Source organism: Achromobacter sp. UBA4530 (genome assembly GCF_002388205.1).
GTDB classification, from domain to species: domain Bacteria; phylum Pseudomonadota; class Gammaproteobacteria; order Burkholderiales; family Burkholderiaceae_B; genus Achromobacter; species Achromobacter animicus.
Genome location: NZ_DGMA01000045.1, coordinates 14,784 through 41,384 on the forward strand (window position 1 = coordinate 14,784; position 26,601 = coordinate 41,384).

Annotated in this window: 23 protein-coding genes; 12 read left to right on the top strand and 11 right to left on the bottom strand. The window is 65.0% G+C overall.

All coding sequences use genetic code 11. The features are described 5' to 3' along the window. Positions 1–15: 15 nt before the first annotated feature. The 9 genes from B2W22_RS26345 to B2W22_RS26385 all read right to left on the bottom strand — a co-directional run bounded on the left by B2W22_RS26345 (position 16) and on the right by B2W22_RS26385 (position 7,493). Positions 16–1,449 (bottom strand): PLP-dependent aminotransferase family protein, encoded by a 1,434-nt coding sequence (locus B2W22_RS26345; protein ID WP_286940174.1) that lies wholly within the window; start codon positions 1,447–1,449, stop codon positions 16–18. A gap of 25 nt (positions 1,450–1,474) precedes the next feature. Next, positions 1,475–2,401 (bottom strand): HPr(Ser) kinase/phosphatase, encoded by a 927-nt coding sequence (gene hprK / locus B2W22_RS26350; protein WP_006216298.1) that lies wholly within the window; start codon positions 2,399–2,401, stop codon positions 1,475–1,477. 20 nt (positions 2,402–2,421) lie between these two features. Further along, positions 2,422–2,877 carry a PTS sugar transporter subunit IIA gene (locus tag B2W22_RS26355; RefSeq protein ID WP_175122034.1) on the bottom strand — a complete coding sequence of 152 codons (456 nt, stop codon included), beginning with the start codon at positions 2,875–2,877 and terminating at the stop codon, positions 2,422–2,424. A 348-nt stretch (positions 2,878–3,225) separates the two neighbouring features. Further along, positions 3,226–3,564 carry a ribosome hibernation-promoting factor, HPF/YfiA family gene (hpf, locus tag B2W22_RS26360; RefSeq protein ID WP_056319592.1) on the bottom strand — a complete coding sequence of 113 codons (339 nt, stop codon included), beginning with the start codon at positions 3,562–3,564 and terminating at the stop codon, positions 3,226–3,228. Positions 3,565–3,780: 216 nt separating this feature from the next. After that, entirely contained in the window at positions 3,781–4,575 is a 795-nt protein-coding gene (lptB, locus tag B2W22_RS26365; protein WP_191578448.1) for an LPS export ABC transporter ATP-binding protein, read from the bottom strand. A 33-nt stretch (positions 4,576–4,608) separates the two neighbouring features. After that, entirely contained in the window at positions 4,609–5,232 is a 624-nt protein-coding gene (lptA, locus tag B2W22_RS26370; RefSeq protein WP_175122035.1) for a lipopolysaccharide transport periplasmic protein LptA, read from the bottom strand. After that, a complete protein-coding gene (gene lptC, locus B2W22_RS26375) occupies positions 5,229–5,861 on the bottom strand; it encodes an LPS export ABC transporter periplasmic protein LptC (RefSeq protein ID WP_175122036.1) in 633 nt (210 codons plus the stop codon). The genes lptA and lptC overlap by 4 nt, the downstream gene beginning before the upstream one ends. 37 nt (positions 5,862–5,898) lie before the next feature. Beyond that, positions 5,899–6,507, bottom strand: coding sequence for a KdsC family phosphatase (locus B2W22_RS26380; RefSeq protein ID WP_175122037.1), 609 nt, complete (start codon positions 6,505–6,507; stop codon positions 5,899–5,901). Continuing rightward, positions 6,504–7,493: a KpsF/GutQ family sugar-phosphate isomerase gene (locus tag B2W22_RS26385; protein WP_175122038.1), complete on the bottom strand. Its 990-nt coding sequence runs from the start codon at positions 7,491–7,493 to the stop codon at positions 6,504–6,506. Before B2W22_RS26385 ends, B2W22_RS26380 begins: the two co-directional genes overlap by 4 nt. A gap of 103 nt (positions 7,494–7,596) precedes the next feature. Here B2W22_RS26385 and purT point away from each other — a divergent pair, with 103 nt between their 5' ends. From purT to B2W22_RS26425, 8 genes are all read left to right on the top strand, one after another. Beyond that, positions 7,597–8,814 (top strand): formate-dependent phosphoribosylglycinamide formyltransferase, encoded by a 1,218-nt coding sequence (gene purT / locus B2W22_RS26390; protein WP_175122039.1) that lies wholly within the window; start codon positions 7,597–7,599, stop codon positions 8,812–8,814. Positions 8,815–9,126: 312 nt separating this feature from the next. Continuing rightward, entirely contained in the window at positions 9,127–9,672 is a 546-nt protein-coding gene (locus B2W22_RS26395) for a GbsR/MarR family transcriptional regulator (RefSeq protein ID WP_175122040.1), read from the top strand. Between the two features lie 126 nt (positions 9,673–9,798). After that, positions 9,799–11,373, top strand: coding sequence for a cytochrome ubiquinol oxidase subunit I (locus B2W22_RS26400; protein WP_175122041.1), 1,575 nt, complete (start codon positions 9,799–9,801; stop codon positions 11,371–11,373). 14 nt (positions 11,374–11,387) lie between these two features. Continuing rightward, entirely contained in the window at positions 11,388–12,542 is a 1,155-nt protein-coding gene (gene cydB / locus B2W22_RS26405) for a cytochrome d ubiquinol oxidase subunit II (RefSeq protein WP_286940175.1), read from the top strand. A gap of 16 nt (positions 12,543–12,558) precedes the next feature. Next, positions 12,559–12,684 carry a cytochrome bd-I oxidase subunit CydX gene (gene cydX / locus B2W22_RS26410; RefSeq protein WP_175122043.1) on the top strand — a complete coding sequence of 42 codons (126 nt, stop codon included), beginning with the start codon at positions 12,559–12,561 and terminating at the stop codon, positions 12,682–12,684. Further along, positions 12,681–14,429, top strand: a complete 1,749-nt coding sequence (cydD, locus tag B2W22_RS26415) for a thiol reductant ABC exporter subunit CydD (protein ID WP_414632033.1) — start codon at positions 12,681–12,683, stop codon at positions 14,427–14,429. The genes cydX and cydD overlap by 4 nt, the downstream gene beginning before the upstream one ends. Further along, on the top strand, positions 14,426–16,123 hold the full coding sequence (gene cydC / locus B2W22_RS26420) for a thiol reductant ABC exporter subunit CydC (RefSeq protein WP_286940177.1): 1,698 nt from the start codon (positions 14,426–14,428) through the stop codon (positions 16,121–16,123). The genes cydD and cydC overlap by 4 nt, the downstream gene beginning before the upstream one ends. 53 nt (positions 16,124–16,176) lie before the next feature. Continuing rightward, on the top strand, positions 16,177–16,731 hold the full coding sequence (locus tag B2W22_RS26425) for an adenine phosphoribosyltransferase (RefSeq protein ID WP_056319625.1): 555 nt from the start codon (positions 16,177–16,179) through the stop codon (positions 16,729–16,731). Positions 16,732–16,814: 83 nt separating this feature from the next. Here the strand turns inward: B2W22_RS26425 and B2W22_RS26430 are convergent, their stop codons facing one another. Then, on the bottom strand, positions 16,815–17,705 hold the full coding sequence (locus tag B2W22_RS26430) for a LysR family transcriptional regulator (protein ID WP_175138999.1): 891 nt from the start codon (positions 17,703–17,705) through the stop codon (positions 16,815–16,817). Positions 17,706–18,091: 386 nt separating this feature from the next. Between B2W22_RS26430 and B2W22_RS26435 the strand changes: the two genes are divergently transcribed. Then, positions 18,092–18,472 carry a DUF4148 domain-containing protein gene (locus B2W22_RS26435; RefSeq protein ID WP_105241081.1) on the top strand — a complete coding sequence of 127 codons (381 nt, stop codon included), beginning with the start codon at positions 18,092–18,094 and terminating at the stop codon, positions 18,470–18,472. A 449-nt stretch (positions 18,473–18,921) separates the two neighbouring features. Continuing rightward, entirely contained in the window at positions 18,922–20,034 is a 1,113-nt protein-coding gene (locus B2W22_RS26440; RefSeq protein WP_175122047.1) for a porin, read from the top strand. Between the two features lie 171 nt (positions 20,035–20,205). On the opposite strand, the gene ilvA is transcribed toward B2W22_RS26440, so the two are convergent. Next, a complete protein-coding gene (gene ilvA, locus B2W22_RS26445; RefSeq protein WP_175122048.1) occupies positions 20,206–21,714 on the bottom strand; it encodes a threonine ammonia-lyase, biosynthetic in 1,509 nt (502 codons plus the stop codon). 95 nt (positions 21,715–21,809) lie between these two features. Here ilvA and B2W22_RS26450 point away from each other — a divergent pair, with 95 nt between their 5' ends. Both B2W22_RS26450 and B2W22_RS26455 read left to right on the top strand, forming a co-directional pair. Next, positions 21,810–22,346, top strand: coding sequence for a YqaA family protein (locus tag B2W22_RS26450; RefSeq protein ID WP_175122049.1), 537 nt, complete (start codon positions 21,810–21,812; stop codon positions 22,344–22,346). Between the two features lie 132 nt (positions 22,347–22,478). Continuing rightward, entirely contained in the window at positions 22,479–26,438 is a 3,960-nt protein-coding gene (locus tag B2W22_RS26455) for an FAD/FMN-binding oxidoreductase (RefSeq protein ID WP_286940178.1), read from the top strand. Positions 26,439–26,601 lie beyond the last annotated feature (163 nt).

Consider the following 26,601-nt stretch of genomic DNA (forward strand, 5'->3'; position numbering starts at 1 on the left):
GGCCGGACGGGCGCGCTAGCGCGCGGCGGTCGCCGCGCGGCAGGCTTCGTGCGCCAGATCGCCCAACGTGCGGATCGCGGCCTCGATGCCGGATTCCCAGGGATGCCCGTAGTTCAGACGCAGCGCGCTGCCGAACTGGCCGCTGGCCGAGAAGATCGGGCCAGGCGCCACGCTGATGCCGCGCGCCAGCGCCTGGCGGTGCAGCGACAACGCATCCACGGCGGCGGGCAGTTCCAGCCACAGGAAGAATCCGCCCTGTGGCCGCGTCACGCGCGTGCCGGCGGGAAATGCCTGTGCGATGGCGTCGGCCATGCGCTCCTGCTGCGCCTGCAAGGTCTGGCGCAGGCGACGCAGGTGGCGGTCGTAGCCACCCTGTTCCAGGTATTCGGCAATCGCGCCCTGTGCGGGGCCCGATGCCGACAGCGTCGATGACAATTTCAGGCGTTGCACCTGGTGGGCGTAGCGACCGGCGCTGGCCCATCCGATGCGATAGCCGGGCGCCAGGCATTTTGAAAACGACGAGCAATGCAGCACCAGTCCGCGCGTGTCGTACGCCTTTGCGGGCACGGGCCGCGTCGTGCCGAAGTACAGCTCGCCATAGACGTCGTCTTCGATCAGCGGAATGTCGTGCCGCGCAAGCAGTTCGACCAGTTGCCGCTTTCGGTCGTCGGGCATCAGGCAGCCCAGCGGGTTCTGGAATTGCGTCATCAGCCAGCAGGCGCGCGGTGCGTGACGCAGGATGGCAGCCTGCATCGCGTCCAGGTCGATGCCGGTGCGCGGATGCGTAGGGACTTCCAGCGCTTTCAGGCCAAGTCGTTCCAGCGCCTGCAGCGCACCGTAAAAGGTGGGCGCCTCGACCATGACGGTGTCGCCCGGCTGCGTGACCGCTTGCAGACAGAGGTTCAACGCCTCCAGGGCGCCGTTGGTGACGACGATATCGGTGGCGGGCAGGTTGATGCCGCCGATCAGGTAGCGCAGCGCGATCTGCCGGCGCAGGCGCGGATTGCCGGGCGCCAGGTCTTCGACGGTGTCGCGCGGATCCTGGCGCTTCAGATGCGCGGCCATGGCCTGCGCCAATCGCGGCAACGGAAACAGAAGCGGAGAGGGGAAGGCCGAACCGAGCGGCGTGACGTCACGATTGCGCACCGAGCCGAGGATGTCGAAGATCCGCTCGCTGATCGCCAGTTCGGTGGATTCACCGTCGGGACACGAGGCGCCCGGTTCGGGCGGCAGCGATTCGGCGGGGGCGTTGACGTAATAGCCCGAGCGCGGCTGCGCACGAATCAGGCCGCGCGCTTCGAGCAGGTAATAGGCTTGGAAGACGGTGGAAGGGCTAACGCTGCGCGCGGCGCACGCGTCGCGCACCGAAGGCAGCTTGTCGCCGGCCCGCAGGACGCCGCTTGCGATCGACGCGGCGATCTCGTCGGCCAGGGTTTCGTAAAGGCTCACGATGCCGCAGGGCGACGTTGCGGGCTCATTTGCTGCTTTGGAGGATCGCCATGGCCTGGCGTTCCATAAATTCGCCCAGCGTGTCGATGCCGCGCAGTTTGAGGATCGTGTTGCGCACCGCCGCCTCGACCAGCACGGCCAGGTTGCGGCCCGCGGCCACCTGCAGCATCACCTTGCGCACGGGCAGTCCCAGCATGTCCTGCGTGATGTCCTGCAGCGGCAGGCGCTCGAACTTGTCCTGCGCCGTGGCGCGCACCAGGTGCACGATGAGCTTGAGCCGCATCTTGCGGCGCACCGACGTTTCGCCAAAGATCGTGCGGATGTCGAGCAGACCCAGGCCGCGGACTTCGAGCAGGTTCTGCAGCAGTTGCGGACAGTGGCCTTCGATCATGTTGGGCGCGGTGCGCGAGAACTCGACCGCGTCATCGGCGACCAGCCCGTGGCCGCGCGAAATCAGTTCAAGGGCCAGTTCGCTCTTGCCCAGACCCGATTCGCCGGTGATCAGCACGCCCAGTCCCAACACGTCGAGGAACACGCCGTGCACCGTGGTGGTGGGCGCGAGCTTCTTGCCGAGATAGATGCGCAACAGGTCGATGAGCTGCGCGGCGGCCACCGGCGTGGACAGCAGCGGCACCTGGTGCTGGTCGCACTGGTCGACCAGATCTTGCGGCGGCGTCAGGCCATCGGCCAGCAGAATCGCCGGCACGCCGCCGATCAGCAGCTCGTCCATATGGTGCATGCGGCGGCGCAGGTCGAAGCGCGTGTAGTACGCCAGCTCTTCCTGGCCGAACACCTGGATGCGCGACGGGTGGATCAGGTTCAAGTGGCCGACGAGGTCGGCGGCTGCCATGCCGTCGTCGGGAATCGCGCGGTCTGCGGCGCCCTGGCCCGAGATCCAGTTAAAGGGGATTTTGTCGGCGTTGTCGTCGACGAGTTCCTGCACCGTGAGCATGGCAGCGATTCCGCGTGGGATCAGAGTTGGCCGGTCGTGAGCATTTTGTGGACGATGGCCGGATCGGGCTCGGTGGCCAGGGCCTCGCGCAATGCTTTGTTGGACATCAGCTGGGCGAGTTCGGCCAGGATGTCCAGGTGCTGCTGCGTGGCGTTTTCAGGCACCAGCAGGCACAGCAGCATCGACACGGGCTGTCCGTCGGGCGCGTCGAAGGTGATGGGCTGAGCAAGACGGATGAACGCCGCCAGTGCCTGCTCCAGACCTTTCACACGGCCATGCGGTACGGCCACGCCCTGACCCAGGGCGGTAGACCCCAGGCGCTCACGGGCAAAAAGGCTGTCGAACACGAGGGCGCGTGCCAAGCCGTTGTTGTTTTCAAAAAGCAGACCGGCCTGTTCGAACGCACGTTTCTTGCTCGTGGCGAGCATATCGAGCACGACGTTGCCGGCGGGGAGGATGCGCGACAAATGATTCATCAGGGCATTATAGGGTTATATGACGCACTGCAACAATCAACCGACCCGGGCCTCGGTAGACCGAGATGCCAGCGGGACCACAAGAGCGACAGCATAGTCTGATCGCGATACCTTGTGGACATTCCTGGGGCTGGGAGGGTTCCCCGAGAGGCACGTATCGGACAAAGGCAGGGAAAACGCGAAGAGGCCGTCGGGCGGCAGCGGATAAAACAGGGGGAATTGGGTAGTGCAGGAGGGGAGTTTGCCGATGCCCCGGCTGGACGCAAGGTCTAGCGGGACACCGGGACTTAGGCAGGATCCTGGGATCGCTGTATTGCTAGTCGCTCAGGTGAGCGGTCATGAAGCGCGTTACTGCTGGGGTGGCGAGAGTGTCGCCGCTTGCCGCTTCACGGACTCTGCTGAATGACTCCTTACCTTGTCCTTGTGCTTGATGACCTGACGGTCGACTTTGTCAGCAAGAAGGTCTATGGCTGCATAGAGGTTTTCATCGGTTGCTTCACAATGAATGTCCTTGCCGCTCAGACGCATGGTGATTTCGGCTCTATGCCGCAGGGGCTCTACTGAGAGCATGACCTGGGTATCGATGACGTGATCGAAATGCCGCAGCACTCGCGCCAGTTTGTTCATGACATATTCCCGGATGGCCGGGGTGACGTCGAGGTGACGACCGCAGATGCTCAGGTTCATAGTGTGCTCTCCTTCTAAAAGAGGAAAAAATTGCGCAAAAGGCGCGGTGGGGTCGTAGGCGTTCTCCTTCAATAAGCAGGGTTCGTTTAGCTCTAGTGTATAGACTCGGGCCGATAAAACAAGCTGACCTACCGCAACTTCATGGCATTTTTATGGCTGAGCCCGAGGGCGTATGGCGGTCTATTTTTATGCGTTACGGGGTCTTTCAGGCAGTGGTTACATACGGAAGTGTTCGCCCAGGTACACCCGGCGAACGGCGGGGTCACCCACGATTTCTTCGGGGTGGCCGTCGGTCAGCACCTTGCCTTCGCTGATGATGTAGGCGCGGTCGCAGATGCCCAGGGTTTCGCGCACGTTGTGGTCGGTGATCAGCACCCCGATCCCCCGGCCCTTCAGGAAGCGCACGATGCGCTGGATTTCGATGACCGCAATGGGATCCACGCCGGCGAACGGTTCGTCCAGCAGGATGAAACGCGGACTGGTGGCCAGCGCGCGCGCGATTTCCACGCGGCGGCGTTCACCGCCCGACAGCGAGATGGCGGCGTTGCTGCGGATGTGTCCGATCTGCAGTTCTTCGAGCAGCGATTCCATCTGTTCGTTGATCTTCGGGGTCGACAGGGGTCGGCCATCCGCACCCACTTGCAGTTCGAGCACCGCGCGGATGTTCTGCTCAACCGTCAGGCGGCGGAACACGGAGGCGTCCTGCGGCAGGTACGACAGGCCCATGCGCGCGCGCTTGTGGATGGGCATCGCGGTGATGACGGAGCCGTCGATCTCAATGCGGCCGGCGTCCGCCGGCACCAGGCCGACGATCATGTAGAAGCTGGTGGTCTTGCCTGCGCCATTGGGACCCAGCAGGCCGACTACTTCGCCGCTGACCACGGACAGGGACACGTCCTGCACGACGGTGCGGCCGTTGTAGGTCTTGCGCAGTCCGGTTGCGCGCAGGCTGCCCTGCTTGACGCCCGAAGGGGCGGAGGTCACGGGGGTCGGCACTGAAGGTTGATTCATCGTGGCTGCGATTGGTGTTGCGGGAGAAGCGCTTCAGCGCCCTTTCTTGGCTGCCTGCTGCTTGCGGCATTCGGCGACGGCGGCGTCCAGCTTGGCGCGCGGTTCGGCCAAGGAACGCACGCGTCCACCGGCCGCGGCGGAGTTCGGGCCGCCTTGCGCTTCGTAAGTGCCGGACTTCTCGTTGTAGCGTACCCGTTCGCCGCGAATGGTATCGAACGGTTTCCCACAGACGTAGCGGGTCACGATGGCCTGGCCGATCAGGTCGAACGTGCTATTGGTACCGTCGTATTCGGCGCGCAGGCCCTTGCCTTCGATGAGTTCGAAGTTTTCGGGGCGCTCCTGGCGGATGGTGACGACCTTGCCCTTGTTGGCCGTGGCCGTGCCGTACTGGTTGCCCTTGGCATCCTCGTTCATCTGCAAGGTGTCGGAGGTCAGCGTCATCAAGCCGCGCGTCATGTTGACGTTGCCGGTGAATACGCTTTGTTTCTTCACGTCGTCGTAGTGCAGCGTGTCCGACAGGATCAGCGTGCTGGGCTCTTCGGCCGGCGCGGCCGCTTTCGGTTCCGCCGCGTGGGCCGGCGCAAGCGCGCAGGCCGTCAACAGCACGGCGCCCATCAGGCGGGTCGTCGGGGCGAGGAGGGTCCGAAGGTCGGTCATGGTTTTTTCTGGTCAGTGTTGTTGGCTGGAATTTCGGTGCGGCGTTGCTGTCTGCCTTCCGAACCGGCAATTTCCACGTCGGTCGATGCCGAAACCTGCAATTGGCGAGTCTTGTTGTTGTAGTGCATGCCCGTGCCCTGCATGCGCGAGCGGCCCTTCAGGACCGTGGCAGGCAGGTCGGTGAAGACCACGTCTTCATCGGGCAGGATGATGAGTTGCTGGCTGCGCACGTCCAGCATGTCGTTCTCGGGGTCGGGCTGCCGCAGCACATGGGCGTCGCCTTGCATGACGATGCGCTTGCCGCCTTGTTCCATCACGGCCGTCTTGGACACCGCCACCGTGATCGGATTGGTCTCGCGCTGGCCCACGGCGCGGGGCGCCGTGACGTGATACGAGTCGTCGTCGGGGAAGTGTTCCATGTACTCGCCTTCCAGGCGGTTGATGGGCTTGCCCGTGGGATCTGTGCGCAACATCACGAAATTGCGCGACCACGCATCCATTTCATGGGTGACGCGGCGCGGCGGGTCCACCTGGATGGCGCGTTGCGCGTAATCGGCCGCCCACCACGAACTGGTGACCAGCACCAGCAGCAGGAACAGCGCGATCAGTGAGGGAAAGCGTTCTTTCATCGGGTGCGCCGCGAGGGCGTATTCGTTACGGGCGGAATCACTGGATTGCCCCGGGGCCAAGCAGGCCCGGCGCAGCCAGGAAGGCGCCCAGGCGGCCTTGCGAGGCCAACAGGAGATCGCAGCATTCGCGCACGGCCCCGCTTCCGCCGGGCAGGGTCGAAACCCAATGCGCGGCCTGGCTGACGTAGCCGGGGGCGTTGGGCACGCTGGCGGCAAAGCCCGCGCGCTGCAAGGCCGGCAGGTCGATGATGTCATCGCCCATGTAGCCGGTTTGATTCAGTTGGACACCGCAGCGCTGTGCAAGTTCGGTCAGGGCGGTGCCCTTGTCGCGTACGCCCTGGATGACTTCGGCGATACCGAGTTCGGCCGCGCGGCGCGCGACGATGGGGCCGGAACGGCCCGTGATCAGCGCGACTTTCAGTCCGCCTTCCATCAGCAGCCGCAGCCCGTGGCCGTCCAGCGCGTGGAAGCGCTTTTGCAGTTCGCCGCCTTCGCCGTAATAGAGGCTGCCGTCGGTCAGCACGCCGTCCACGTCGAAGACCATCAGGCGCACAGCCGCGGCGCGTTCGCGCACGATGGCGGGGATACGGGCAAGCACCAGCGCTTCGGCTGGGTGATTCAGGGAAGCAGAGAGGTTCATAGTCATACCACTTTAGCGGCCATCAGATCGTGCATGTGCAATGCGCCGACCAGCGCGCCGTCATTGTCCATCACCAGCATGTGATTGAGCCGTTGTTCGTCCATCTGCCGGGCGGCCTCGACGGCCAGCGCCTCGGGATTGATGCTGCGTGGCGATCGCGTCATCCCGGCCTCGACGGTCAGGCTGCGGATGTCGCCGTGCCGCGCGATGAGACGGCGCAAGTCGCCGTCGGTAAAGATGCCCAGCGGGCGGTGCTGCGTGTCGGTCACGACCGTCATGCCCATGCCCTTGGCCGACATGACCTCCAGGGCCTGCGACACCGAGGTGCCCGCCGTGACGATGGGCAGGGCCGTTCCCTCGCGCATGACGTCGCGCACATGGGTGAGCAGCCGGCGGCCCAGCGCGCCGCCCGGATGCGAGCGGGCAAAATCCTGCGGCCCGAATCCGCGCGCTTCCAAGCAGGCGACGGCCAGGGCGTCGCCCAGTGCCAGCGCGGCCGTGGTGCTGGCGGTGGGCGCCAGGTTCAGCGGGCAGGCCTCTTGCGCCACGCTGGCATCCAGGTGGATGTCGGCCTGGCGGGCCAGTTCGGATTGCGGGTTGCCGGTGATCGCCACCAGGCCGGCGCCCATGCGGCGCACCACGGGGAGGATGGTCAGCAGTTCCTCGCCCGAGCCCGAATAGGAAATGGCGATGAGGACGTCGTCGCGGGTGATCATGCCCAGGTCGCCATGGACGGCCTCGGCGGCATGCACGAAGAAGGCAGGCGTGCCGGTCGAGGCCAGCGTTGCGGCGATCTTGCGGGCAATGTGTCCCGTTTTTCCGATGCCGCTGACGACCACTCGGCCGCGGCAGGCGAGCAGCAGGTCGACGACCCGCGTGAAGCTGTCATCCAGCCGGGCGGACAGGTCCAGCAGGCCCTGGCTTTCGATCTGTAGCGTTCTGCGCGCGGATGCCAGCGCGGTGCCGGACGATGAGGTGGGATGGTCGGTCATGGGCGGATTTTAATCGCAGTATGCTAGTTTGCCCCGCGCAGGGGCGTATGGCATGCTGGCGAGTCTTTCAACGGCTTTCAAACTTTCCTTCCAGGCCCGCTCCATGTCCAGCATTTCCAGTCCCGTCCTTGGCACGCCACTGTCCCCCTTGGCCACCCGCGTCATGCTGCTGGGTTCCGGTGAGCTGGGCAAAGAGGTCATCATCGCCCTGCAGCGTCTGGGCGTCGAAGTCATTGCGGTGGATCGGTATGCGGACGCCCCGGGCCATCAGGTGGCGCACCGGGCGCATGTGGTCTCGATGACAGACCCGCAAGCCCTGCGGCAGGTCATCGAGCAGGAGCAGCCGCACGTTATTGTCCCCGAAATCGAGGCCATTGCCACCAGCCTGCTGGTGGAACTGGAAGCGGCCGGCGTGGCGCGCGTTACCCCGACGGCCCGCGCGGCCCAGCTCACCATGAATCGCGAGGGTATCCGCCGCCTGGCGGCCGAGACCCTGGGTTTGCCGACCTCGCCGTACAGCTTCGTCGACACCGAGGAAGAACTGCGCCAGGCCATCGACGGCGGCATCGGCTATCCGTGCGTCATCAAGCCGGTCATGTCGTCCTCGGGCAAGGGCCAGTCGGTCATCAAGAGCGCCGACGACGTCGCTTCCGCCTGGCGCTATGCCCAGGAAGGGGGCCGGGTCGGGGGCGGCCGCGCCATCGTCGAGGGGTTCATCCGCTTCGACTACGAAATTACGCTTCTGACCGTGCGTGCCCGCGGCGCCGACGGCCAGGTCGAGACCCGGTACTGCGAGCCCATCGGCCACAAGCAGGTCGACGGCGACTACGTCGAAAGCTGGCAGCCGCACCCCATGTCGCCCGCAGCGCTGCAGCGCGCTCGCGACATCGCATTGGCCGTTACGTCGGAGCTGGGCGGCCTGGGTATCTTCGGCGTCGAGCTCTTCGTGGCGGGCGATCAGGTCTGGTTCTCGGAAGTCAGTCCGCGTCCGCACGACACCGGCATGGTCACCATGATTACGCAGGTGCAGAACGAATTTGAACTGCACGCCCGCGCGCTCCTGGGGCTGCCTGTCGACCCCAGCCTGCGCCAGCCGGGCGCCAGCAGCGTCATCTATGGCGGCGTGGAAGCCAAGGCCGTGACTTTCCACGGCGTGGCCGAGGCGCTGGCCGAGCCCGGCACGGACATCCGACTCTTTGGCAAGCCTGAATCCTTCGTCAAGCGCCGCATGGGCGTGGGGCTGGCCGTGGCCGAGGACGTTGCCGCCGCCCGCGCCAAGGCCAAGCGCGTGTCGGCCGCCGTGACCGTCAAGGCCGGCTGACCGCGCTGAACCAACGCCGCTGAGGGGATAGCGCCCGCCGTTCCCGCCGCTTTTTCCCCCGAAGTAAGCCACCCGCCACCCGGCCGGTGGCTTTTTTGTTGTCCGCCGCCACCCGCCAGGTGTTGTATGGCTGTCACGTTCGGCGGCTAATTTGCCCTGCGTGTCCTCTGAATGACGTTCGTTTGCGCCCTTGCCCCTGCGGCAAGTGTGGTTTGCGCTTTCTCATCGTTTGTTCGATAATTTCAGAAATTTCTGAAATCAACGTAACTGCATATGTCGTGCAGCGCGTCGTTGTGTTACCGGCTGATCCTCATGGCGCTTTCCCCCCAAATTGAACGTTTTGTCCTGCACTTCGGTGAAATGGGCAGCCGCTGGGGCGTGAATCGCACGGTCGGCCAGATCTACGCCCTGCTTTTTCTCGCGCCGCAGCCGCTCAATGCCGACGACATCGCCGAAGCCCTGGGCTTTTCGCGCTCGAACGTCAGCCTGGGCCTGAAAGAGCTGCAGTCCTGGCGCCTGGTCAAGCTGATCCATCAGGTGGGCGACCGCCGCGACTACTTCGAGACGCCCAAGGACGTCTGGGAAATCTTCCGCATCCTCATGGAAGAGAAGCGCAAGCGCGAAGTCGATCCCACCCTCACGCTCCTGCGCGACACGCTGCTGGAGTCGCCGTCCGGCGCGGACGAGGCTTACGCGCAACAACGAATGACCGAAATGCTGGAGCTCATCGAACTATCCACGGGGTGGTTCGATGAGGTTCAACGGCTGCCGCCCGAAACCCTCCAAAGCCTCATGAAACTTGGTTCCAAGGTGCAGAAGGTGTTGGGATTCGCCGGCAAATTGCGGGGCAAGGGCTGACCCGTCACGCCTCGATTTTTCAGGAAACCTCTATGAAGTTGTATGCAACGCCCCTAACATGGCGCGTCAGACGGCCTGGGAACCATGCCGGTTGCCGCAGCGCGTCGACGCCTTGGGAGCAGCCTCATGATTGATCTCGATGTCGTGAACCTCTCGCGGTTCCAGTTCGCCGCGACTGCGCTCTACCATTTCATCTTTGTCCCGCTCACGCTTGGCCTGTCGTTCATTCTGGCCATCATGGAAAGCGTGTATGTCATGACCGGACGCGCCATCTGGAAAAAGATGACGATGTTCTGGGGCACGCTATTCGGCATCAACTTCGCGCTTGGCGTAGCCACCGGCGTGGTGATGGAGTTCCAGTTCGGCATGAACTGGTCCTACTACAGCCACTACGTCGGCGACATCTTCGGCGCGCCGCTGGCGCTTGAAGGGCTGATGGCGTTCTTCCTGGAAGCCACCTTCGTCGGCCTGTTCTTCTTCGGCTGGAACCGCATGTCCAAGGTCAGCCACCTGGCCGTGACCTGGCTGGTTGCCTTCGGCACCAACTTCTCGGCCCTGTGGATCCTGATCGCCAACGGCTGGATGCAGAATCCGGTCGGCGCGATCTTCAACCCCGACACGATGCGCATGGAAATGACCGACTTCGCCGCGGTCATCTTCAACCCGGTCGCGCAAGCCAAGTTCGTGCACACCGTCAGCGCCGGCTACGTGGCGGGCGCCATGTTCGTCATGTCGATCAGCGCCTGGTATCTGCTGCGCGGCCGTCATATTGATCTGGCCAAGCGCTCGATGGCGGTGGCGGCCAGCTTCGGTCTGGCCGGCGCCCTGTCGGTGGTCGTGCTGGGTGACGAAAGCGGCTACCTCACCACCGAACACCAGAAGATGAAGATCGCGGCCATGGAGTCCATGTGGCACACCGAGCCCGCGCCTGCGTCGTTCAACCTGTTCGCCATCCCGAACCAGGCCGAGCGCCGCAACGATTTCGCGATCGAGATTCCCTACGTCATGGGCATCATCGGCACGCGGTCGCTGACCACGCCGCTGCTGGGGATCAACGACCTGATCCTGCGCGCCGAGAATCGCATCCGCGACGGCATGGTGGCGTACGAGGCCCTGCAGAAGATCCGCGCCAATCCCAAGGACGTCGATGCCCGCATGGTGTTCGACAAGACCTGGCCGGACCTGGGCTACGCGCTGCTCGTCAAGCGTCACCAGCCCGACATCAGCAAGGTCACCGAGGCCGACATCAAGCAGGCCGCGATCGATACCGTGCCGACCGTGGCGCCGCTGTTCTGGGCGTTCCGCATCATGGTCGCGGTGGGCATGTACCTGATCGTGTTCTTCGGCGTCGCGTTCTGGCTTGCCTCGCGCGGCCGTCTGGACAAGCGTCCGGCGCTGCTCAAGGTGGCGTTGTGGAGTCTGCCGCTGCCGTGGGTCGCCATCGAGAGCGGCTGGTTCGTCGCGGAATACGGCCGCCAGCCCTGGGTGATCGAAGGCGTGCTGCCGACGTATTACGCGGCATCGGGCCTGACGATGACCGACCTCGTCATCAGCCTGTCGATCTTCCTGGTGCTGTACACGATCCTGCTCATCATCGGCGTGAAGGTCATGCTGCATGCCATCAAGGCCGGACCGAAATCCGACGGGCCGGCGCCGGGTGATGCCGCCGCCGATCCGGTCCACGCCGCCGTGCGCGCGTAAGGGGAGAAACGCAAATGGATACCCTGATTCCTTTTGACTACGGCACGCTGCGCGTGGTGTGGTGGGTGCTGCTGGGCGCATTGCTCGTCGGCTTTGCCGTCATGGACGGCTTCGACCTGGGCGTGGCGGCGCTGTTGCCGGTGGTCGCCAAGACGGATGCCGAGCGCCGCATCGTGATCAACGTGGTGGGGCCGGTCTGGGAAGGCAACCAGGTCTGGCTCATCACGGCGGGCGGCGCCATCTTCGCCGCGTGGCCGTTGCTGTATGCCGCCTCGTTTTCGGGCTTTTACCTGGCGATGATGCTGGTGCTGCTGGCGTTGATCTTGCGGCCGGTCGGGTTCAAGTACCGCAGCAAGATGGAAGGCACGCGCTGGCGCAACCGTTGGGACGCCGTGCTGTGCTTCTCCGGCGTGGTGGCTTCGCTGGTGTTCGGCGTGGCCATGGGCAACGTCATTCTCGGTGTGCCGTTCACGTACGACGCGATGACGCTGCGCCCCATCTATGAAGGGCACTTCTTCCAGCTGTTCATGCCGTTTGCCCTGCTGGCCGGCGTGCTGAGTGTGGTGATGCTGGCCATGCACGGCGCGGTGCTGCTGGCCTGGCGCACGGATGATCCCGTGTCCTCGCGGGCGCGAAACTGGGGCCGCCTGTGCGCGGTGCTGACGGCGGCGCTGTTCGTGGCCGGCGGCTTCTGGGTGGCGGGCGGCGTGCCGGGCCATGCGATCACCAGCGCGGTCGACATGGGCGCGCCGTCGGATCCGATGCTCAAGACCGTGTCGGTGCAGACCGGCGCCTGGATGGCCAACTACGCGAAGTGGCCGTGGATGTGGATTGCGCCCGCGCTGGGCGTGGCCGGCGCCGTGCTCGCGGCCCTGCTGCTCACTGTGCGCGCCAACATGCTGGCATTCCTGTCGTCCTCGGCGTCCATTGCCGGCGTGATCCTGACGGTGGGTTTCTCGCTCTTTCCGTTCATCATGCCGTCGTCGACGAATCCGAAGGCCGGCCTGACGATCTGGGACGGCTCGTCCAGCCACCTGACCCTGTGGATCATGGTGATCGCGGTCGCCATCTTCCTGCCCATCGTGACGCTCTACACCGGCTGGGTGTATCGCGTCATGCGCGGCAAGGTCACCCATGAAACGGTGGGCGATTCGCCCAACTCGTACTGATAAAGGAGCCTCCACCATGTGGTATTTCTCGTGGATCCTTGGCCTCGGCCTGGCGTGCGCATTCGCCATTCTCAATGCGATGTGGTTCGAGCTGCGCGAAGGTCAGACGCATGACCCGAAAGCCAGCCGCGACGTCGAGTGAGTAACGGCGCAAGCAGCCTCGAGCACGACCCGTCAGCGTCTCTGCAGAAGCCGCCGCGCGAGCAGTCGCGGTGGCTGATGGGGCTGGCCCGGTCGGCTCGGTTCCCGCTGATGCTGGCGGGCGCCGCGCCGCTGATCAGCGGCGCCTTGCTGATCGTGCAGGCCTGGCTGCTGGCCAGGGTGCTTGATTCGGCCATCGTCGGTCATGTGCCGCGGCACGAACTGATAGGCGGCATCGCCGCCATCGCAGGGCTGATGCTGGTGCGCGCATGCATCACCTGGGCGGGCGAGCGCGCGGGCGCGGATGCGTCCGAACGCATCAAGCGCCACGTGCGCCAGTCCCTGTTCCAACGCCTGGTGCAGAAGGGCCCTTACTGGAGCCGCGGCAAGGCGTCGGGTGAACTGGCGAGCGCCGTGGTCGACCAGGTAGAGGCGCTGGATGGCTTCTTTGCCAAGTACCTGCCCGCGATGGCCGCGGCGGCAATGCTGCCGGTGGCCTTCTCGGTCGTGCTGCTGCCGGTGGATGTGATCGCCGGCCTGGTGCTGTTGATCACCGCGCCGCTGATTCCGCTGTTCATGGCGCTGGTGGGGTGGGGGGCGCAAGGCGCCAGCCGCCGTCACCTGCGTGCCTTCGCCCGCCTGTCGGGCTTTTTCGCGGACCGCCTGCGCGGGCTGTCCACCCTGAAACTGTATGGGCGCGCGCAGGCCGAGGCGCAGTCCGTCGTGGCGGCCAGCGATGCGCTGCGCCAGCGGACGATGTCGGTGCTGCGCATCGCGTTCCTGTCGTCGGCCGTACTGGAATTCTTCGCCGCGCTGGGCGTGGCGGGTGTTGCGGTGTACATCGGCCTGACGTACCTGGGATTCCTGGACGCGCGCTGGTCACCGCTGACCTTGCAGGCCGGACTGTTCTGCCTGTTGATGGCGCCCGAGGTCTATGCGCCGCTGCGCCAGTTTGCCGCCCACTATCACGACCGCGCGACGGCGCTGGCTGCCGTGACGCAGATCGCCGTCCTGTTCGATGGCCTGCCGCAAGCCGATGCCGAAGACACGTCCGCACTGCGCGGCCAACCCGCGCACGCGGGCAAGGGCGCGGTGGTCACCGTGGAAGGTCTGCGCGCCGAGGCGCCGGGCCGTGGCCAGCCGGTGCTCGCAAATGCTGCCCTGGTCCTGGCGCCGGGTGAGCACGTGGCGCTGATGGGACCGAGCGGCGTCGGCAAATCCACGCTTATCGAGGCCATCGCCCGTCTGCGGCCGGCCAGCGGCGAAATCCGCATCGATGGCTTGCCGCTGGCGCAATGGGATGAAGCCGCCTTGCGTCAGCGCGTGGCGCTGATCGGCCAGCGGCCGCAGTTGCTGGCCGGATCGATCGCCGACAACATCCGGCTGGGCCAGCCCGGCGCCACGGATGCACAGGTGCAGGACGCCGCGCGCCGCGCCTGCGTGCTGGAATTCACGCAAGACCTGCCGCACGGCCTGGACACCGCACTGGGCAGCCGCGGCCATGGCTTGTCCGGCGGACAGGCGCAGCGCGTGGCGCTGGCCCGTCTGTTTCTGCGGGACCCTGGCCTGATCCTGCTGGACGAACCTACCGCGCATCTGGATGAAGCGACGCAGGCTCGGGTGCTGGACGAGATCCTGCGATTCTCCGCTGGCCGCACCCTGGTGCTGGCGACGCATTCGCCGGCGGTGGCCGCGCGATTTGGCCGGGTGGCGCGCGTCGCCAACGGCACGGTGAAAGACGCATGAAGAATCTGTTGTTGCTCCTGCCCTTGTACGCGCGCCGCAAAGGCGGGCTTTTACTCGCATTGTTCTGTGCGCTGGCGACCGTCGCGGCCGGCGTCGGATTGCTGGGCGTGTCGGGCTGGTTTCTGACCGGCGCGTTCCTGGCCGGCGCCGGCAGCGTATTCAACCTGTTCGCGCCCTCCGCGCTGGTGCGCGGGCTGTCATTCCTGCGCATCGTGTCGCGCTACGCCGACCGCGTGGTCGGGCATGCCGCCACCTTGCGCCTGCTGGCGGATCTGCGCGCCACGGTGTTTGCGGCGCTGACCCGGCTGACGCCGCGCCAGCTTTCGCGTTATCGCAGCGGCGATCTGGTCGCCCGCATGACGAACGACGTCGATGCGCTGGATACGGTATTTCTGTTTGTGCTGGCGCCGCTGGCCACCGCAATACTTGCCGGGGCGGTGCTCACCGCCGTGCTGGGGCAATGGGTACCGGCCGCGGCGCTGATTTTTGCATTGGCCCTGTTGACCGCGTGCGTGGTGGTGCCCTTGTGGCTATTGCGCGCGGCGCGCAAACCGGGCGTGTCGGCGCAGGAAAGTGCGGCAGGATTGCGCGCGGCCACGCTGGACGCCGTGGAGGGGCACGCGGACATGGTTGCCCTGCATGCGCAGGAGCAGACGCTGGCGCACTTCGAGCGTCTGTGCGAGGCAAGCGCTCTGGCGCGACGCAGCCAGGCTCGGGTGGCGGTGCGCGGACAATGGTTCCTGCAGGTGGCCGCAGGTGTGGCGGTGTTGGCGCTGCTGTGGTTCGGTCTCGCCGGGCTTGAGTCGGGACGGATCGAAGGCCCTCTCCTGGCCGGTCTGCTGCTGGCCGTCATCGGCATCTTCGAGGTTGCCGGCCCGATCATGCGGGGCGCATCCCGGATGGGTTCCGCGATGTCGGCGGCGGCGCGCATCCGCGAGATCACGCAAAGCGAACCCGACATGCAGGATCCGGCGATGCCGCGCCCGCTGCCCACAAACGGTGCGTTGGAGCTGGCGGGTGTGCGCTTTGCGTACCCGGCCCGCGCAGCAGGCGACAGTGCGCCGGTGCTGCAGGACGTCAACCTGCGGATCGAGCCGGGCGAACGCGTGGCGATCGTGGGCGCAAGCGGCGCGGGCAAGTCCACGCTGCTGCATCTGATCCTCAGGCTCGAGGATCCGCAGGGCGGGCAGGTCCGGTTCGGCGGTCGCGATGCGCGCGAATGCGCACAGGCGGACTGGCATCGGCGGATCGTCCTGCTGTCGCAGGACGCGCCGGTGTTTCTGGGTACGCTTCGCACCAATCTGTTGATCGGCGATCCCGAGGCTGACGATGCCGCGTTGTGGCGCGCCCTGGATGCGGCACGACTTGGCGATTTCGTGCGCGGCCTGCCCGATGGCCTGGACACGTGGGCCGGCGAGACGGGTTCGCAGTTGTCGGCCGGGCAGGCACGGCGCCTGTGTCTGGCCAGAGCCTTGCTGGCGCCTGCCGCCGTCATCGTGCTGGACGAACCGACCGCGGGATTGGACGCCGCGGCCGAGGCCGCGTTCTTCGCGGATCTGGAACACGCGGTGCGCGGACGCACCGTGGTGCTGGCCACGCACGCCGCGTTGCCCGACGGCGCGGTACATCGTTGCCATGTGTTGCGCGATGGGCAATTGCATGACATGTCATCGCGCGCGGCAATCCTGGCTTAAGCGCAGCGGCGCGGTTATAGTTCGCCTTGCTTCAATTCTTCAGGGCCGATTCCATGCAGACCGACAACGCCGAGTTCATCCGGCGCACCATCCGCAGCGTTCCGGACTGGCCCCAACCCGGTGTCACGTTCCGCGACATCACGCCGGTGCTGCAGGACCCTCGTGCGTTCCGTGTCCTGATCGATCTCTTCGTCTATCGCTACATGCGCCAGCGCCTGGATCTGGTGGCGGGTGTGGACGCGCGCGGCTTCATCGTGGGCAGCGTGCTGGCTTATGAACTGAATCTGGGGTTCGTGCCCGTGCGCAAGAAGGGCAAGCTGCCCTATCGCACGGTGGCCGAGGAATACTCGCTGGAATACGGCAATGCCGCCGTCGAGATGCATACCGATTCGGTCCGCACGGGCCAGCGCGTCCTGCTGGTGGACGATCTGATCGCCACCGGGGGCACCATGCTCGCGGCCATCAAGCTGCTGCAGCGCCTGGGCGCCAACGTGGTGGAAGCCGCCGCCATCATCGACCTGCCGGATCTGGGCGGCTCGGCCAAGGTGGCCGCGACCGGCACGCCGCTTTACACGGTCTGTCAGTACGGCGCGGACACGACGCCGTAGTCCGTGTTGTCGTGATGGCGCCGCAGCTCGGCGCCGCCCTTCGGTGCTGTCCTTCAGCACCGTCCTTCAGCACCGTTTGCTAGTTACGCCTCCGACAATCGGGGCTGGATGAAGTCCAGGAACGCCTTCGTCTTGGCGGGCAGCATGCGCGAAGGCAGCAGCGCAAACAAGGGCAGGGGGGTCAGACTCCATTCCGGCAACACGCGCACCAGGCCCGTCTGCTTGATGGCGCGCTCCATCGCATCAAACACCAGCAGCGGCGTGATGCCCAACCCCTGGCCGGCCAATCGCCCCAGCATCCCCACGTTATTGGCCGACAGGCGGCCAGACACCTGAACGCGTTCCACTTTGTCGCCCGAATGGAGCATCCAGAAGGACGACTCCTCGCGCATGGTTGGACGCAGGCATTCGTGGTGCGTCAGGTCCGCCGGCACACGCGGTTCTCCATGGCGCGCCAGGTACTCGGGCGACGCATAGAGCTGGTGCGCCATCAGCACGATCTTGCGCGAGATGAGGCTGGAATCGGGCTGCTGCCCAAAACGCAGGATCAGGTCGAACGGATTGCTGATGGGATCGATCGGGCGCATGCTCAAGTCGAAGTCGCACTCGATATCCGGATGCTGTTCGCGGAACTCGCGGATCACGGCGGGCAGGAACAACTGCGCAAGACTGGTGGGCAGCGAGATCCGCAGGCGCCCCTTGGGCTGCACTGCCATGTCCAGCAACTGATCGTGCGCGATGCGCGCCTCTTCGACGATGTGACGGCAGCGTTCGAAATAGATGGCACCTGCTTCGGTCAGGTCGATCTTGCGGGTGCTGCGATTGAGCAGCCGCATGCCGACGCTGCGTTCCAGTTCGCTGACCCGGCGCGACAGTGTGGAAGTCGGGATATTCAGGGCTTCGGCGGCGTGGCTGAAGTTCTTGCGCTTGGCGACCTCGACGAATAGCGCGATGTCGTTAAGCTGGATGTCCATGAATGCCCTCGAGACTCAAATTTCCATTTCTGGCAGATTCGTATGATAAATGGAATTATTGTCCCGCCAGTAGAAATGTCTATTTCTCCGGATTGCACAACAGTTCCATCGCGCGATGCGTTCAGATTGCGTTACCTAGCTTGCGCGAAACTGAATGAAGTCAGCGCCTGCGCGCATGGTGCATCAGTCTGGCGAGCAGGTTCATATGCCGTGTCCCGCACGGATACGACTTGCAATTGTCCCATCCGTGCAAATATGTTCACCAAATTAAGGGTTTTTACTAGGGCCTAATAACCAGATACTTCGTCCCAGCAATCAAATTGTCATATCGAATGCCGCCAACCCGGCGCAAGACGATGTGCAACGTTTAGGATGGAGTCATCTCAATGAAAGCCCTAGCAACCGCACTCATGGTTACCGCTACCCTGGTCGGCATGTCCGCCGCTCACGCCGATGGCAAGACGCGTGAACAAGTCCAGCAGGAACTGCAAGCCGCCAAGGCCGCAGGCACCGTCACCTTTGGTGAACTGGACTATCCGCCCGCCGTCGCCCAGACCACCAGCCTGTCGCGCGAACAGGTTCAGCAGGAATTGCAAAGCGCCAAGGCCGCAGGTCAGGTGACGAGCGCTGAACTGGATTACCCGCCCAAGACCGTGGCTCAGACCGCCGGCAAGAGCCGTGCAGAAGTCCGCCAGGAATTGGCCGACGCCAAGGCGCGCGGCGAATACACGTTTGGCGAACTGGACTACCCGCCCAAGGGCCGCTGATTTCCAGCGCTGGCGCGCCGCGCCGCCCCGCAGGTCACCGAAAGAACCCCTTGTGACGCCGAGGGGTTTTTTTGCGCCCCGCGTTTTCATCTGTGCGGAAACAGTGTGGCGTTTACGCCGCACAACTATTCCGCCCGCACTACATATGTTGCCGGCAGGAAGGGCAAGGAAAGCCGCATCTGATCTCGCGACATTCTGATGCGAGCAATGATTCATATTTGAGATCAAGGCCTTAGTGAGCTTTTTGGAACAAGGCGAGCCTTCAGTTTCGCGTCATTATCCCAGCCATGGAAAGTAGTTCGTCGAAATCCGGGTTACTACGAGCTGCTACAAGCCGGACACTACGCCCAGTGCATCGCCGCTCGATTCAACGTTGCGGCATGCGAGGGCCCGCGGTGTTCGGCGGCGCCCCGCAATGCGCCTTTCATCTCGCCATTTTGGGGATTCAAATGAAGAAGACGTTTCTGGCCGTCGCGTTGCTGACCGGCTTTGCCGGCGCCGCGCAGGCCGCCGATTCCGTGACGCTGTACGGCTTGATCGATGCTGGCCTCGGTTACGAAAAAGTGAAGTTCAAGGGCAATTCGCAGAGCCGCATCGGTGCGGTTCAGGGCGTGAGCAGCGGTTCGCGCTTTGGCCTGCGCGGCACGGAAGACCTGGGCGACGGCCTGCGCGCCGTGTTCACGCTGGAAGGCGGCTTCGGTCCCCTGAACGGCAAGTCGCTGCAGAACGACCGTCTGTTCGGCCGCCAAGCGACGGTTGGCCTGGACAGCGATTCTTGGGGCCGTCTGGAATTCGGCCGTCAGACGAACCTGGCGTCGAAGTATTTCGGCTCGATCGACCCGTTCTCGATCAGCTACAACAACGCCAACATGGGTACGACGTTCGGCAGCGCCAACACGATGCGCCTGGACAACATGGTCCTGTATCAAACCCCCAGCCTGGGCGGTTTGAAGGTCGGCCTCGGCTACGCGTTCAGCGCGGACGACACCGTCACGGACACGACGCAGAAGGGCTTCGCCACGGGCAACAACAACCGTGTGATCACCGCGGGTGTGCAATACGTCAACGGCCCGCTGAATCTGGCGGCCGCCTATGACCGCTTCAACCCGTCCAACGACCGCGTCGGCGGCAAAGACGCAGCGCGCATCCAGGAATACATCGTCGGCGGTTCGTACGACTTTGAAGTCGTGAAGATCGCGGCGGCTTTCGGCCAGACGCGTGACGGCTGGTTCGTCGGCCAGAACATGGGCACGACGCCCGACGGCATGAACAAGCTGGGCTCGTTCAAGCTGGCTGATGGCTTCCGCGCCAATTCGTACATGATCGGCGCCACCGTGCCGATGGGCCGCCACGCCGTGTTCGGCTCGTGGCAGCGCGCCACCGCCAGCAACGACAAGCTGACCGGCGACGACGCAACGTTCAACGTGTACAGCCTTGGCTACACGTACGACTTCACCAAGCGCACGAACCTGTACGCGTACGCCTCGTATGGCGACAACTACGCGTTCCAGCACGACGCGACCGACACGGCTGTCGCCGTCGGCCTGCGCCACCGTTTCTAAGCGTCAGGACGTCCGGCTGGACCTTGCTGAATGTGCGGGCCATTCTCCGTGGACCGCTGAGTGACAGCGAACCCCCCCTAGATCGGGTTCAGCCGGGCGCGCCTTGCGCACAGAAGGGAAGGGCCTCCGCAAGGAGGCCCTCTCGCATTCAGGACACCTGAATCGCGGCGGCTACAGGAAGAGCTTGTACGCCGGGTTGTCGGTTTCGTTCCAATGCGGATAGCCCAGTTCCGCCACGAAGTTGCGGAACTGCTTCTTGTCCGCCGGCGGCACCTGGATGCCGATCAGGATGCGGCCGTAGTCCGCGCCCTGGTTGCGGTAATGGAACAGGCTGATGTTCCAGTCGGGATTCATCGCGTTCAGAAAGCGCATCAGCGCGCCCGGCCGCTCGGGGAATTCAAAGCGGTACAGCAGTTCGTTGCGCGCCAGCGCCGAACGGCCGCCCACCATGTGGCGCAGGTGGGTCTTGGCCATTTCGTCGTGGGTCAGGTCCAGCGTGTCGAAGCCGTGGCGGCGGAAATTCGCCGCGATCTTGTCAGGTTCTGCGGCCGAAGACACCTGGATGCCGACGAACACGTGGGCGCGGTCCGCGTCCGAGATGCGGTAGTTGAATTCAGTGACGCTGCGTTCGCCCACCAGTTCGCAGAAGCGGCGGAAGCTACCGCGCTGCTCGGGCATGGTGACCGCGAAGACGGCCTCGCGCATTTCGCCGACCTCGGCGCGTTCGGACACGAAGCGCAGCCGGTCGAAGTTCATGTTGGCGCCGCAGGCAATCGCCACCAGCGTCTTGTTTTTCAGATTGTGTTCGGCCGCGTACTGCTTGGCACCGGCCACGGCCATCGCGCCGGCCGGCTCCAGCACGCTGCGCGTGTCCTGGAAGACGTCCTTGATGGCGGCGCAGATCGCATCGGTGTTGACCACCACGTAGTCGTCCACATATTTGCGCGCCAGCTTGAAGGTCTCGGCGCCGACCATCTTGACCGCCGTGCCGTCCGAGAACAGGCCCACGTCGTTCAACTGAACGCGGCGGCCCGCGCGCACGCTGCGCAGCATGGCGTCGGAGTCCTCGGTCTGCACGCCGATGATCTTGATCTCGGGGCGCAGCTGCTTGATGTAGGCCGCCACCCCGGCGATGAGGCCGCCGCCGCCGATCGCCACGAAGATCGCGTCGATGTGGCCGGGATGCTGGCGCAGGATTTCCATGCCCACGGTGCCCTGGCCGGCGATCACGTCGGGATCGTCGAACGGATGGACGAAGGTCAGCTTCTCTTTCTTTTCCAGCACCTGCGCATGCGCGTAGGCGTCCGAAAAGCTCTCACCGGCCAGCACGACCTCGCCGCCCAGGCGGCGCACGGCGTCGATCTTGACCTGCGGGCTGGTCGTGGGCATGACGATCACGGCGCGGCAGCCAAGCCGGCTGGCCGCCAGCGCAACGCCCTGGGCGTGGTTGCCGGCCGAGGCCGCGATCACGCCGCGATTGCGCGCCGCCGGCGTGAGGTTGGCCATCTTGTTGTACGCGCCGCGCAGCTTGAAGCTGAACACCGCCTGGGTATCTTCGCGCTTGAGCAACATCGTGTTCGACATCCGCTGCGACAGCAGCGGCGCCGCCTCGAGCGGGGATTCGACCGCGACGTCGTAAACCTTGGAAGTCAGGATGCGTTTCAGATAATCAGTGGACATGGACCGCGCAACAGGCAAGAGTGAGGACTGGCCAAGATTATTGCAGGGAAATGCGTGTCGCCTTCCGGGATTCCCGCGGCTACACTGCCGCAACCATGGAAGAAAGTCTCTTATCCGCAGTTCATTGGCTCCTGGGCGTGCTGGCATTGCCCTCAGTCGGCCTGTCGGCCATCTTCACCGTTTCGCTCGTGTCCGCGACGCTGCTGCCCCTGGGCTCCGAGCCGGCGGTGTTCGGCTACATCAAGCTTTCGCCGGACATGTTCTGGCCCGCCATCCTGGTGGCCACCGCAGGCAACACCGTGGGCGGGGCCATCAGCTACGCGATGGGCCTGGGCGCCGAAAAGGCGGTCGAGCGCTGGAAGGAAAAGCACCCGCATCCGCATCCCAAGGCGACCGAGGGTGGCCGCATGCGTGGCCGCTGGAACGAGCGCGCCCATGACTGGCTGCACCGGATGGGGCCGCCCGCGCTGCTGTTGTCCTGGTTGCCCGCGGTGGGCGATCCCCTGTGCGCGGTTGCCGGCTGGCTGCGCCTGTCGTTCTGGCCCTGCGTGTTCTACATGGCCATCGGCAAATTCATGCGCTATCTGTTCATGACCGCCGGGCTGCTCTGGTTCTTTCCTGGAAAAATCTAGCCCTGACGCCGGACTTAAACGGGGACGGTACATGCCGTTCCTGGCGCGCTTTTGGACGCCTTGCCAGACTTATTAGGGGTCAAGTCGGGACAATGGCATAAAATACTTTTTTAAGGGCCCCCTCTTGCCGCCATGAACGCCCCACTCGCCAGCCACATCTTGAACGGGGCGATGCCGCCCGCCGCACCCGCGCGATTGCGCGAAATCCCCTATAACTACACGTCGTTTTCCGACCGCGAAATCGTGGGCCGGTTATTGGGTGAAGACGCCTGGAGCCTGCTGAGCGACCTGCGCGGCGAGCGCCGCACCGGCCGTTCCGCCCGGATGCTCTACGAAGTGCTGGGCGACATCTGGGTCGTGCGCCGCAATCCCTATCTGCAGGACGACCTGCTCGACAATCCCAAGCGCCGCAAGCAGCTCATCGAAGCGCTGCATCACCGCTTAGGCGAAATCGACAAGCGCCGCGACCCGAGCGCGCCCGCTGAAGCCGGCCACGATCCGCATCGCGACGAAAAGGTCGTCGGTCTGCTGGCCCGGGCGCGTTCCGCCATTGCGGCGTTTGAGGGCGAATTCGACCAGACCGCCATGATGCGCAAGCAGGCGCAGAAGGTGCTGGGCCGCATCACCGCGCGCGACAACATCAAGTTCGACGGCCTGTCGCGCGTGTCGCACGTCACGGACGCGACCGACTGGCGCGTGGAGTACCCCTTCGTGGTGCTGACGCCGGACACCGAGGACGAGATCGCCGCGCTGGTCACTGCCTGTATTGAACTGGGCCTGACCATCGTGCCGCGCGGCGGCGGCACCGGCTACACCGGCGGCGCCATTCCGCTGACCTGGAAGTCGGCGGTCATCAACACCGAAAAATTCGACAAGCTGGGCAAGGTCGAGTCCTGTATCCTGCCCGGCCTCACCGAGCCCGTCGCGGTCATCCATGCCGGCGCCGGCGTGGTCACCAAGCGCGTTTCCGAAGCGGCCGAGGCCGCCGGCTTCGTGTTCGCCGTGGACCCGACGTCCGCCGAAGCCTCCTGCGTGGGTGGCAACATCGCCATGAACGCCGGCGGCAAGAAGGCCGTGCTGTGGGGCACCGCGCTGGACAACCTGGCCTGGTGGCGCATGGTCGATCCGGACGGCAACTGGCTGGAAGTCACGCGCCTGGACCACAACATGGGCAAGATCCATGACGTGGAAGTGGCCCGTTTCGAGCTCAAGTGGTTCGATGGCAAGGGCAAGCCCGGTGAGCGCCTGCTCAAAACCGAAACGCTGGAAATCCAGGGCCGCGTGTTCCGCAAGGAAGGCCTGGGCAAGGACGTGACGGACAAGTTCCTGGCCGGCCTGCCCGGCATCCAGAAGGAAGGCTGCGACGGTCTCATCACGTCGGCGCGCTGGGTGCTGCACCGCATGCCGCGCCATACGCGCACCGTCTGTATGGAATTCTTCGGGCAGGCGCGCGACGCCATCCCGTCGATCGTCGAGGTCAAGGGCTACCTGGACGGCGAAGGCAAGGCGCGCGGCGCCATCCTGGCCGGCCTGGAGCATCTGGACGAACGCTATCTGCGCGCGGTCGGCTACGCCACCAAGAGCAAGCGCGGCGTGCTGCCCAAGATGGTCCTGATCGGCGACATCGTCGGCGACGACGACGACGCGGTGGCCGCGGCCGCCAGCGAAGTCGTGCGCCTGGCCAACACGCGTCACGGCGAGGGCTTCGTGGCTGTCAGCCCCGAGGCGCGCAAGAAATTCTGGCTGGACCGCTCGCGCACCGCCGCGATCGCACGTCACACCAACGCCTTCAAGATCAACGAAGACGTCGTGATCCCGCTGCCCCGCATGGGCGAATACACGGATCACATCGAGCGCATCAACATCGAATTGTCGACCAGCAACAAGCTCAAGCTGCTGGGCGAGCTTGACGCGTACCTGTGCACGCCGCTGCCGGTCGGCAAGATCGACGACGCCGACATCGAGACCACGCGCGCCGAGGTGCTGGCCGAACGTACCCGACAGGCCATCGAACTGATCGCCGCCACGCGCCAGCGCTGGCAGTGGCTGCTGGACAACCTGGACCTGCCGCTGGGCGACGCGCTGCCGCAACTCAAAGGCCTTGGCCTGGGCGAGCTTCACGCCACGCTGACCGCCCGCCTGGCGGCACAACCCGGGGCCCGCGTCTTCGACGTGGTGCAGGACCGCACCATCCGCGTCTCCTGGAAGACCGAAGTGCTGGCCGGCCTGCAGCGCGCCTTCTCGGGCGCCGCGTACAAGAAAATCGTCGACGAGCTCGTTGCCATCCATGCCCGCGTGCTCAAGAGCCGCGTGTTCGTCGCGCTGCACATGCACGCCGGCGACGGCAACGTGCACACCAACATCCCGGTCAACTCGGACGACTACGAAATGCTGCGCGAGGCCCACGCGGCCGTCGAGCGCATCATGCAGATTGCGCGCGACCTGGATGGCGTGATTTCGGGCGAGCACGGCATCGGCCTGACCAAGTACGAGTTCCTGACCGAAGCCGAATTGGCGCCGTTCCAGGACTACAAGCGGCGCGTGGACCCGAACGGCCACTTCAATGCCGGCAAGCTCATGCCCGGCGCGGACCTGCGCCACGCCTGGACGCCCAGCTTCAACCTGATGGGCCACGAGTCGCTGATCATGCAGCAGAGCGACATCGGCGCCATCTCGGAATCCATCAAGGACTGCCTGCGCTGCGGCAAGTGCAAACCGGTGTGCGCCACGCATGTGCCGCGCGCGAACCTGTTGTATTCGCCCCGCAACAAGATCCTGGCGACGTCGCTGCTGGTCGAGGCCTTCCTGTACGAAGAACAGACCCGTCGCGGCGTCAGCCTCAAGCATTGGGAAGAGTTCGAAGACGTGGCCGACCACTGCACCGTCTGCCACAAGTGCTACAACCCCTGTCCGGTCGATATCGACTTCGGCGACGTGTCGATGAACATGCGCGCCGTGCTGCGCCGCATGGGCCGCAAGTCGTTCAATCCGGGCACGGCCAGCGCCATGTTCTTCCTGAACGCCAAGGATCCGGCCACCATCAACGCCACCCGCAAGGCGATGGTGGGCGTGGGCTACAAGGTCCAGCGCGCCGCGCACGACCTGTTCTCGGGCCTGGTCAAGAAGCAGACCGCCAAGCCGCCGGCCACGGTGGGCAAGCCGCCGCTGCGCGAGCAGGTGGTGCACTTCGTGAACAAGAAGATGCCCGGCGGACTGCCCAAGCAGGCCGCGCGCAAGCTGCTCGACATCGAAGACGCGAACTACGTGCCGATCATCCGCGATCCCAAGGCCACCACGGCCGACACGGAAGCGGTGTTCTACTTCCCGGGCTGCGGTTCCGAGCGCCTGTTCTCGCAAGTGGGCCTGGCTACGCAGGCGATGCTGTGGCATGCGGGCGTGCAGACCGTGCTGCCGCCGGGTTACCTGTGCTGCGGCTATCCCCAGCGCGGCAACGGCATGACGGACAAGGCCGAGCAGATCATCACCGACAACCGGGTGCTGTTCCACCGCGTGGCCAACACGCTGAACTACCTGGACATCAAGACCGTGGTGGTCAGCTGCGGCACCTGCTACGACCAGCTTGCCGGCTATGAATTCGAGAAGATCTTCCCCGGCTGCCGGCTGATCGACATCCACGAATACCTGCTGGAGAAAGGCATCAAGCTGGAAGGCGCCAAGGGCGTGCGCTACATGTACCACGACCCCTGCCACACGCCGATGAAACTGCAGGAACCCATGAAGACGGTGCGGGCGCTGGTGGGCGATGGCGCGGTCAAGAGCGACCGCTGCTGCGGCGAGTCGGGCACGTTGGCGGTCAGCCGTCCGGACATCTCGACGCAGGTGCGCTTCCGCAAACAGGAAGAATTGCTCAAGGGCGACGCCGCGATGCGCAGCGACGGCTTCACGGGCGACGTGAAGGTCCTTACCTCGTGCCCGTCGTGCCTGCAGGGCCTGTCGCGCTACGAGGGCGACACCAAGATGGAAGCCGACTACATCGTGGTCGAGATGGCCCGCCACATCCTGGGCGAAGGCTGGATGGAAGACTACGTGCGCCGGGCGAACGCAGGCGGGATCGAACGCGTCCTGGTGTAGGCCTCAGCACGCGCCAAATGGAAACCGCGGCCAGCAATGGCCGCGGTTTTTTTTTGCGCTGCCGAACTGGGGGGCGCGCGTGTTTTGCCGGACTGAAAAGCCCTCTTGAAACTCCAAAAACCGATCCCATACTCGGACTGAAGCGATCAGACCTGCGGTCGCG

Bases quoted from the DNA above. Each gene is read 5' to 3' on its own strand.
- B2W22_RS26425 (WP_056319625.1), top strand. From the start codon at position 16,177: ATGCAGACCGACAACGCCGAGTTCATCCGGCGCACCATCCGCAGCGTT.
- B2W22_RS26440 (WP_175122047.1), top strand. From the start codon at position 18,922: ATGAAGAAGACGTTTCTGGCCGTCGCGTTGCTGACCGGCTTTGCCGGC.
- B2W22_RS26380 (WP_175122037.1), bottom strand. From the start codon at position 6,507: ATGACTATGAACCTCTCTGCTTCCCTGAATCACCCAGCCGAAGCGCTG.
- lptC (WP_175122036.1), bottom strand. From the start codon at position 5,861: ATGAAAGAACGCTTTCCCTCACTGATCGCGCTGTTCCTGCTGCTGGTG.
- B2W22_RS26385 (WP_175122038.1), bottom strand. From the start codon at position 7,493: ATGACCGACCATCCCACCTCATCGTCCGGCACCGCGCTGGCATCCGCG.
- B2W22_RS26455 (WP_286940178.1), top strand. From the start codon at position 22,479: ATGAACGCCCCACTCGCCAGCCACATCTTGAACGGGGCGATGCCGCCC.
- hpf (WP_056319592.1), bottom strand. From the start codon at position 3,564: ATGAACCTGAGCATCTGCGGTCGTCACCTCGACGTCACCCCGGCCATC.
- lptA (WP_175122035.1), bottom strand. From the start codon at position 5,232: ATGACCGACCTTCGGACCCTCCTCGCCCCGACGACCCGCCTGATGGGC.
- purT (WP_175122039.1), top strand. From the start codon at position 7,597: ATGTCCAGCATTTCCAGTCCCGTCCTTGGCACGCCACTGTCCCCCTTG.
- lptB (WP_191578448.1), bottom strand. From the start codon at position 4,575: ATGAATCAACCTTCAGTGCCGACCCCCGTGACCTCCGCCCCTTCGGGC.
- cydX (WP_175122043.1), top strand. From the start codon at position 12,559: ATGTGGTATTTCTCGTGGATCCTTGGCCTCGGCCTGGCGTGCGCATTC.
- B2W22_RS26395 (WP_175122040.1), top strand. From the start codon at position 9,127: ATGGCGCTTTCCCCCCAAATTGAACGTTTTGTCCTGCACTTCGGTGAA.
- cydB (WP_286940175.1), top strand. From the start codon at position 11,388: ATGGATACCCTGATTCCTTTTGACTACGGCACGCTGCGCGTGGTGTGG.
- B2W22_RS26435 (WP_105241081.1), top strand. From the start codon at position 18,092: ATGAAAGCCCTAGCAACCGCACTCATGGTTACCGCTACCCTGGTCGGC.
- B2W22_RS26430 (WP_175138999.1), bottom strand. From the start codon at position 17,705: ATGGACATCCAGCTTAACGACATCGCGCTATTCGTCGAGGTCGCCAAG.
- cydC (WP_286940177.1), top strand. From the start codon at position 14,426: ATGAAGAATCTGTTGTTGCTCCTGCCCTTGTACGCGCGCCGCAAAGGC.
- B2W22_RS26400 (WP_175122041.1), top strand. From the start codon at position 9,799: ATGATTGATCTCGATGTCGTGAACCTCTCGCGGTTCCAGTTCGCCGCG.
- B2W22_RS26450 (WP_175122049.1), top strand. From the start codon at position 21,810: ATGGAAGAAAGTCTCTTATCCGCAGTTCATTGGCTCCTGGGCGTGCTG.
- hprK (WP_006216298.1), bottom strand. From the start codon at position 2,401: ATGCTCACGGTGCAGGAACTCGTCGACGACAACGCCGACAAAATCCCC.
- ilvA (WP_175122048.1), bottom strand. From the start codon at position 21,714: ATGTCCACTGATTATCTGAAACGCATCCTGACTTCCAAGGTTTACGAC.
- B2W22_RS26355 (WP_175122034.1), bottom strand. From the start codon at position 2,877: ATGAATCATTTGTCGCGCATCCTCCCCGCCGGCAACGTCGTGCTCGAT.